Raw genomic sequence first — 7803 nt, 5'->3', positions numbered from 1 at the left:
GCGTGGTCCTAAACTTCTGATTCCACAGGAGCAGGTCGGGATCAACATCCCGGTCACACGGCAATCCATGTATGTGCTTGGATAGAAAAGTACACTAAACTCTTTTTATGACTGTCTCAAAATAGCTGATTTATTCCGGATAGACCCTCTGCAAACGCAGTAAGGTCTGCCACAAGATCTGGACCTTCATTAGCCTGGGCCGCGGTGCCATATACGTATGACAAGAAAGTCAGAAGAAGCGCAAAGAGTGTCGGCACAGCCTTGGACCTCACGGCAGATAGACTTTCACTGTCATAAGGCTTTTCGGCATTTTTAAAAGAACGGTAACAGATCAATTTTTACTAAAAGGTTAGAATTTGGGACTGAAATCTGTTCAGTTTGAAATGAACGACTTTATACTCGGCTTCCCCAGTTTACTATTCTTCAGCAATGGGGGATAACGGACATCCAGTTACCCACAACTCAGCTCGAATCCGTCCCTTGGATCACTGAGTCTGCTCAGCCCTCTATTTCGGACACTATGGATTCGTCTGCAAGACGATTAACGCATGTCCTGATGTGAAATAGGTTTCCAGCCTGCTCTTCCCAACGCTGCGACAAGATAGGGACCGACATAGCCAAGAGCTGAAATGGCTTCTTCATGAAGGGCAAGAGCTGTTAGTCCCTCACCCACGTCCGCTTTCAGAAGGGCCCCGTTGTCAAGGCCAAGGGCGTAAATTGCCAGCGTCGTCCATTGCCACAGCCATCAAACTTTAAAAATTCGGGAAATGCTCATCACGTGTGCCGTTTGCCGAAACATGCAGGGAGACAGGGACAATACCCAATACCAAGGGCAATATCTCGGCTTGACTCATATATGATCTTTGAAAGTGTCGTTCGATTGCCTCCAAGCGTATGGACACTTCGATTTTTACGCGCACGTATTACAAACCCACCGTCCGCATCAACGATTCTACTGAACAAGGCGTTTATATCCGCTTCGCGATTGCGACAGTTATCAATAGCGCCTTTTTTCCCTTCTACGACAGCCATTGACTGTGCAAGGCCGTTGAGCCCCTGAATCGACCTTAATATTATCGAACAACCGATATGCTTCGTTCAGCTCGGCCTTCGATCTCAAAGCTTGGTTGAGACTGGTTTCAGACCTGCCGCTACTGATCGATCCAACTGTTACGGCGATTTGTGCTCATCAGGAGAACACCCACACGTCCTATTATAGCTGACTCTCGCAAGAAGCTAGATCATTGAGGGAATTTGGTAAATCGTAAGATGTGGGTATTAGTAAGACATAAATATGGCAGTCTCCTACGGAGCGGGCATTCAACTGGTATGGAGCGTGCAGAACCCAAGTGACTTTTGTGTAACCATTCTGGAGAAAAATATTTATGAATCAGACTATGATCACCTCCCTCGCAGCAGCCGCTATTGTTATGACATCGCATGAAGCGTTCTGCCAGGACCGGGGCACAGGTCAATATGAGACCATCCAAGCCACAGGTGCCACCCGAAGCACGTCTGTTGGTGTCAATTTAACTTCCACGGACGTCGACGTCTTCGACGATAATGCCTTCGCGTTTGGTGTCTTCGGCGACCTCCATATGTCGCCGGCTTTTTCGGTAGGGATGTCTGTGGACTACTGGAATGATGAATACAGGTCATCAGCGACACGCGATGTAGAATTGGGAGACGTTGTCATCGGAGCCAATGGAAAATTTCACTTCACCGATCTTGCAGCGGGCTTTCGTCCCTACGTATTGGCTGGCCTTGCAGGACACGTGCTGCAGGTGACGACGAGCGAGCGCAACACGGCTGCTGATCCTGCGGAGGTTCTTTCAGCTCGCGACCGTGATTTGGAAGATGCGGATTTCGAACTCGGTACAGACTTCGGCGCAGGATTCAATTATCGCATACAGTCTAATATGGATCTGGTTGGTGAAGTTCGCTACCGTCGACTCTTTGAGCAGACGTTGGATCTTGATCAAAGGAATTATTCTTTAGCATTAGCCTATGCCATGTGAAAGGAAGTCATCTAAACTACTGACATCGGACGTCGAATCCACGCAAAGATGTTAGGCATGAAAGCGTCGGAAGAACAGGCAGCCGGGGGGCTTATGCCTCTCCCGCACTAAATAAGTTAAACGCATTGAGTGCATGAACAGTGCGGAGCAACAGCGAGGGTGAAGGTTTCATGGATAGTTTTTTCATGATTGGGCCGCTAGGCACATTGCATGTCTTCGGAATAAAACTCGTCGGACTCAATGCAGACAACGGAGGCAAGCTCCTCATCACTTTTATCTTTATCTGCCTCGCACTGATTCTGGCTCAGGCCCTGCGAGCCCTAACTCGTTGGACGTTGCGCAGCCACAAAAACGTTAAAGTCGAATTTTGGACCCGGCAAGGCATCAATCTGATTCTGGCTCTGCTCCTGGTCCTCGGGGTTTGTTCCATATGGTTTGATGATCCCACCCGATTGACAACAGCGGTAGGGTTGGTGACAGCGGGCTTGGCCTTTGCGCTGCAGCGCGTGGTCACAGCGCTTGCGGGCTATATCGTTATTCTGCGGGGCAAAACGTTTAGCGTTGGCGACCGCATTGTCATGGGAGGAGTCCGAGGTGATGTAGTAGCGTTGGGTTTCATACAGACTTCGATCATGGAGATGGGACAACCACCAAGCGTTCAAACGGATCAACCAGGCATGTGGGTCAGGAGCAGGCAGTTCACAGGCCGCATTGTAACCGTGCCCAACAGCAAGATTTTTGATGAGCCTGTCTACAACTACACGCGTGAATTCGATTATATCTGGGAGGAAATGAGTCTACCGGTTTCTTATACGGCAGACCGAAAAAGAGCCGAAGAGATCCTGCTCGAGGCGGCCGCACGCCATCAGGCACCCATTGATGAACTCAAACAAGAGGATATTAAGGAGCTTCAGCGTCGCTATTATGTGGTCAACCTTGAAGACTTTCAGCCTCGCGTCTTTTATCGCATGACCGACAACTGGCTGGAGCTTTCGGTCCGCTTTATCACAGACACGCATGGTGTTCGCGGGGTTAAGGACAAAATGGCCCGTGAAATGTTGGATGCCATGGAAGCCTCGGGCATTGGAGTCGCATCGGCAACGTTTGAGCTTGTGGGGATGCCCCCATTACGTCTTGAGGTCGATGGCTCGGGTGTGAAAAGTCGTTCCCAGACGATGGCCTCGGCGCGCCAGGATTATTCGTGAGGTCCCTTTGGTTTTTGAGAGCTGGCAAGGCCCTCAAGTCGAGGCCCTTTTTCCGAACCGCGTGTGCATGAGGCGTTGGAAAGGGCGGCGGCTCCTCGGGAGGGGCCGGAATCAAAGGTGGAATGTCCGGGGGAGGCTGAATGGGCTCCGGCTGCCGGGTAGGAGGCGGCGGAACCGGAAATCTCGTTGGTTCAGTATCAACAGTTGCGCTAAAGTGTTGTTTAGTAGAGAAATTCATTGATTTGCTCCATAGGATTTGGAATCACAGCTCATCCTGCAATATCGGTTCCATGGGATCAGTCACCCAGGATCCTTGGTATCGATCGCCTGATTTTCGCGGGTTTGATTCATGAAAATTTTCAGTTGGCCTTCCATCAGTTTCATCTGTTGATGTAAGGAAATAAGTTCTTCTCTCAATACCTTAATATCACCTGAGCTGGCCGTTTCGGATTCCGGGTCGGAAGCATCCCGACCGACTAGAAACGAAGCCAGCGTTGCCGTCACATAACCAAAAACAGAAAAAGCGTAAATAGCTAGAAGGAGACAAAGGATACGACCTTCCGCAGTCTTTGGCGAGTAATCCGTGCCCATAGTTGTCATGACCATCGACGTCCACCATAGGGCCGTTCCGAAATTGGCAAGCCCTTCGCCTTGAGGCACTTGGTTCTCGAAGGCATACATGCCTGCAGCACCAGCCACCGTGACGAGAGCTGTGAGAAGCCCGACATAGCCGATACCGTGCCGTCCCATGGTACGGCTCAGAGCCTTCATACCGCGGTTAAAAGAGGTAATAAGCCGGACCAGCCTTAGGCTACGCATGGTTGAGGCAAGACGCAGGACCCGCAGGGCACGAAAAATCCGGAAGACGCGCAGTGCGGGCAGAAATAGTGAAAGTCCTGATACCCAGTTCCTCTTTAAATATCGCCTTTTGCTCGGCGCATAGATCCATTTCAGAATGAATTCCGCAATAAAGACGATCCATATCACGGTGCCCAGCTGTTCCAGGAATGGGGAAAGTCTATGGGTTAATTCCAATATAAGAAGAAGCAGCCAAACAAAGCCCAACGTAATCATGCTGGTTTCAAGCCCAGCTTCCCACCTCCATTGCTTTCTGTGCCTCTCAGTTAGGCCATGTGACTGCTTGGGTCTCCTTTCTGCTTCTTTAAGTTGAGTCACAATAAAACCCCCACTAAGTCCAAATATTAATCCTTCTCCGCCCTGATCGATCACCCCGCAGACACCTCGTTCAGGGATTCTGAAATCTGCCGTCTGTAGTTGTCCATGTGGCTCAGTATCGCGGGGCTTTTAGCATTCGCCTCAAGGGATGCGAGCATGTTATTTAAACCCTTTAAAACCATGGGAGCATTGCGAGCGTAGTGATGCAGAGGCAATAGAGTGCTTGTGAGTAGATCGTTGACGCTAAGACAAGGTTGTATAACTCGAATCGAGCCTTGCAAATCCCTGAGAACTGTTTTCGGGACAGGCACCTGCATAATGGCTTTGAATGCTTCACGTAGATAGTCAATGCATTGAAGCGCTGTGAAGGGATCATTCATGGATGGCGACAAGGCACGGACCGCCATTTCAACTAGCATTTGAAAGCCAAACTCAAGGTCCTGCTCCATGGTCCGTTCGCTTCCTAAGCTGAAGCAGTCATTGATGTCGCGCACGATCATGTCCAAACGGGAGTTTTTACCTGATACATGAGCGATGCTGTCGTTATGCGCAATGTATCCACCCGGTCTGGCTTTGATTTCAATGACGATATCATGTTGTGTCGCCAGCGACACAAGCTGCTTGATATTGCACGCCTGTACATATCCTGAATGTCTCGAGGATATAGCGATGAAAGCTGAGGTCATGGTCCTAGCGTTCACCTCCGCGTGCCTGGCATCTTCCTTTGCATAGGCAGCTTCATTGTTGGTTAGAGCATGTATCGTCTGTAGCAACTCGTCGCACGTTGCGGCTGCGATATGCGAGGCCTGGATGGATCGCGCGATGTGATGTATAAAATAGATGAGCATAAAGACACAACCAATCGCCATTATGATACTGACTGTTACACCTAACCTGGGCGTAAACGCCTCCCGCCCCAATTCATTTTCACTCAACGGCGAAGGCAAAATCAGAAGACTATAGACGAATGTAGCTACGAACATGCCGAACGCCACGTGGATGGATCGATCCCTCATGAAATTTCTAAGAAGCCGCGGTCCATATTGCTGCGAGGCGAGCGAGAGGATCACAATAGAGATCGAAAATGTGACGCCAGCTACAGTTATTATGGAGCCTGCCACGGCACTCAGTACATCACGGGCAGCGTCGGGTCCACCGGAGAATAGCAGGAGCCATTTAGGCAAGATCAATGCCTCAAGATTGTGATCGAGACTTAGACTCACGAAAGCGCCTGAAGCGGCGGCGACAGCCATGATTCCCGGAATGAACCAGTAGGATGCACGAAGCTTCCCGAAGAGAAGATGCAGAGGCTTTGACATGAATCTGACCACAATTCCACCGAGAGGTATGGCGTTCCAAGTAGCAATTCATGTAAGCAAGTCCCAGGCCAATGGAGAAAGAGACGACATGACGCCCCTCTTAAGTGTCGTTCTAAATAAGGAACAGCCCGAAATTCAAACTCAGAACTTGCACGTGCTCCAGATCACTTTCACGCGCATTTTTAAACCTGGCAGGCTCATTGAAGTCTCCGGCATTGACTACACTCTGCGGCTTGGGACGTACGCTCAGATAATTCAATGCCATATAGCTCGTGTAACCTGAAGCAGATAATGTTCCGAGCAGTCCAACGGAAATATCAATGCCCTGACCTCGCGATACAATTTTGCTTTCGACCGCCTCACCTTGCCGAACAGGTCGTTCATTATAGGCAAAGCTGGTTAACGAGAGGGCAGGTCCGACCCCGACAAACACACGATGCCGCTCGAATATCTCTAGCGAAAATTTGTACTCCACAAAAGGAGAAAGGCTAACGAACTGGATTCTGCGCGCAACACTAAATGGAAACGGCCCGCTTGGCCTCTGACCTTGCAGCCCCAAAGCAGCAATGGATTTTACGCCTAGTGACACCGAAGCGAATTGATACCACACAGCACTGTTAAAAGCAGCTCCTCCAAAGTTAATCGGTCCTCGTCCGGCCCTGAGGGATTGGATGAAGACGGGAGAAAAACCGAATCTCAGGTGCAAACCATCAGTCCGTGCCGATTCAACTTTTTCTGCCTTCAGCGCAGGCGCCTGAAGACCCAGCAGGGATGAGAATAAGATAGGCCATTGGCTCATACTAAAAATCCATGACAAGTTTAACGCCAAACCGTGAACGGAAGTCCGTTACAGGCCCGAGCGATACGAAAGATTGATCGACCAGAAGCGAAAAAGGGTTTACGAGTCTTCCGAGAAAACGGACCACGTTCGAGTCACGGCTTAGGAGATTTGTGCTGATCACTTCGATACCACACCCGAGAGCCGTACCCAGGACAGGTGTCTGGTAGAGATCCTGAAGGCTAGCTGGTTCACTGTATGTTTCAATGGTAAACTCGAAGAGAGCGCTCGAGATGAAGGTCATCATAAAGCTGTTGCGACGGTCATGACCCAACGATCGATAGAACAGGTAGAGTTGACTGCCAGCAATCGGATGAGTCAACCAATTCCACCTCGGCTCATCATGATCAAACACAACTTTCCCCAGGTTTTCCTTGTACTCGTGCCACGATCCTAATTCGCCACGTAGGATTCTGGGTTGTGTAAGGGGATATACAATCCAACTGGCTCCATACGCCAGGGCAAGGTGGGAAAAATATTCGCGCCCGCTAAACTGCTTGTCTGTATATGTGAACAAATGGGATTTGCTGATCGCAGCCTGGGCCGGCCGTTCAACACCTGCCAGTACGATTAGGAACATTAAAGACGTAAACCTAAAAATCATAGGAAATCTCCAATCCATGCCCTTGTGACGATAACACGGGCTCCAGGCGAAAGCCTCCTGCAGTGTGGTGAAAATATGTGGCTCTACCCCAGAACGCGCCAAGGGCTGCTGCTGCAACGGTATCGCTCAACCAGTGACGATCATCGGCGATTCGCGCGGTCATCGTTAAAGCTGCAGCGCTGTAAACCGGGACCGCAACCTTCCATCCATAAAAATAGGACAAAGAAGTCGCCATGGCCCATGCATTCGCTGTATGGCCAGATGGAAAGGATGCTTTAATGAGAGGGTTGCCGGGCCTGGGTCGGCCTCCAAGCCTTGAGATGGCAAAACGAGCAGTCGATGTCAGGACGATAGTTTCTGCGAAAGCCATCCCTGGGTCTGGATCGAAGTATAATAATGCACCAGCAATCACAAGACTCGGACCGCCGCTTCCGTAAACAGCCCCGAAATTTGTGACACTGCGACTGACCTTTTGCTCGCCTCTCCATTCCCTCCGTACCCATTCGTCCTGATTGTTAGCCACGACAGAAGAAACGAGGCCGACGGCGAGAATGGAATAGCCAGTCTTACGAACCCATCTGCAACTATGGGAAGGACATGTTTTTTCAGGATGGGTCCAGCAGCCGGACAGTTCCCCTGTAAA

The 7803-nt window shown here is 50.2% G+C and carries 7 protein-coding genes; 2 read left to right on the top strand and 5 right to left on the bottom strand.

Going from position 1 to position 7803, the window contains the following annotated elements; all coding sequences use genetic code 11:
* The first annotated feature begins 1385 nt into the window (after positions 1-1385).
* Both VE954_RS28715 and VE954_RS28710 read left to right on the top strand, forming a co-directional pair.
* Entirely contained in the window at positions 1386-2018 is a 633-nt protein-coding gene (locus VE954_RS28715; protein ID WP_324959399.1) for a porin family protein, read from the top strand.
* 170 nt (positions 2019-2188) lie between these two features.
* Entirely contained in the window at positions 2189-3223 is a 1035-nt protein-coding gene (locus tag VE954_RS28710) for a mechanosensitive ion channel family protein (protein ID WP_324959396.1), read from the top strand.
* 300 nt (positions 3224-3523) lie between these two features.
* Here VE954_RS28710 and VE954_RS28705 read toward each other — a convergent pair whose 3' ends face one another.
* The 5 genes from VE954_RS28705 to VE954_RS28685 all read right to left on the bottom strand — a co-directional run.
* Entirely contained in the window at positions 3524-4297 is a 774-nt protein-coding gene (locus VE954_RS28705) for an ion transporter (RefSeq protein ID WP_324959394.1), read from the bottom strand.
* Between the two features lie 152 nt (positions 4298-4449).
* Positions 4450-5718 (bottom strand): DUF2254 domain-containing protein, encoded by a 1269-nt coding sequence (locus VE954_RS28700; protein WP_324959392.1) that lies wholly within the window; start codon positions 5716-5718, stop codon positions 4450-4452.
* Between the two features lie 112 nt (positions 5719-5830).
* A complete protein-coding gene (locus VE954_RS28695; RefSeq protein ID WP_324959390.1) occupies positions 5831-6535 on the bottom strand; it encodes a hypothetical protein in 705 nt (234 codons plus the stop codon).
* A complete protein-coding gene (locus tag VE954_RS28690) occupies positions 6519-7160 on the bottom strand; it encodes a DUF3943 domain-containing protein (protein WP_324959388.1) in 642 nt (213 codons plus the stop codon). The genes VE954_RS28695 and VE954_RS28690 overlap by 17 nt, the downstream gene beginning before the upstream one ends.
* Positions 7150-7803 (bottom strand): phosphatase PAP2 family protein (locus VE954_RS28685; RefSeq protein WP_324959386.1); only part of this gene is annotated, 654 nt, incomplete at its 5' end. The genes VE954_RS28690 and VE954_RS28685, both read right to left, overlap by 11 nt.

The sequence above is a fragment of the Oligoflexus sp. genome, from assembly GCF_035638955.1.
GTDB lineage: Bacteria > Bdellovibrionota_B > Oligoflexia > Oligoflexales > Oligoflexaceae > Oligoflexus.
This window is presented reverse-complemented; position numbering and strand designations above follow the sequence as displayed.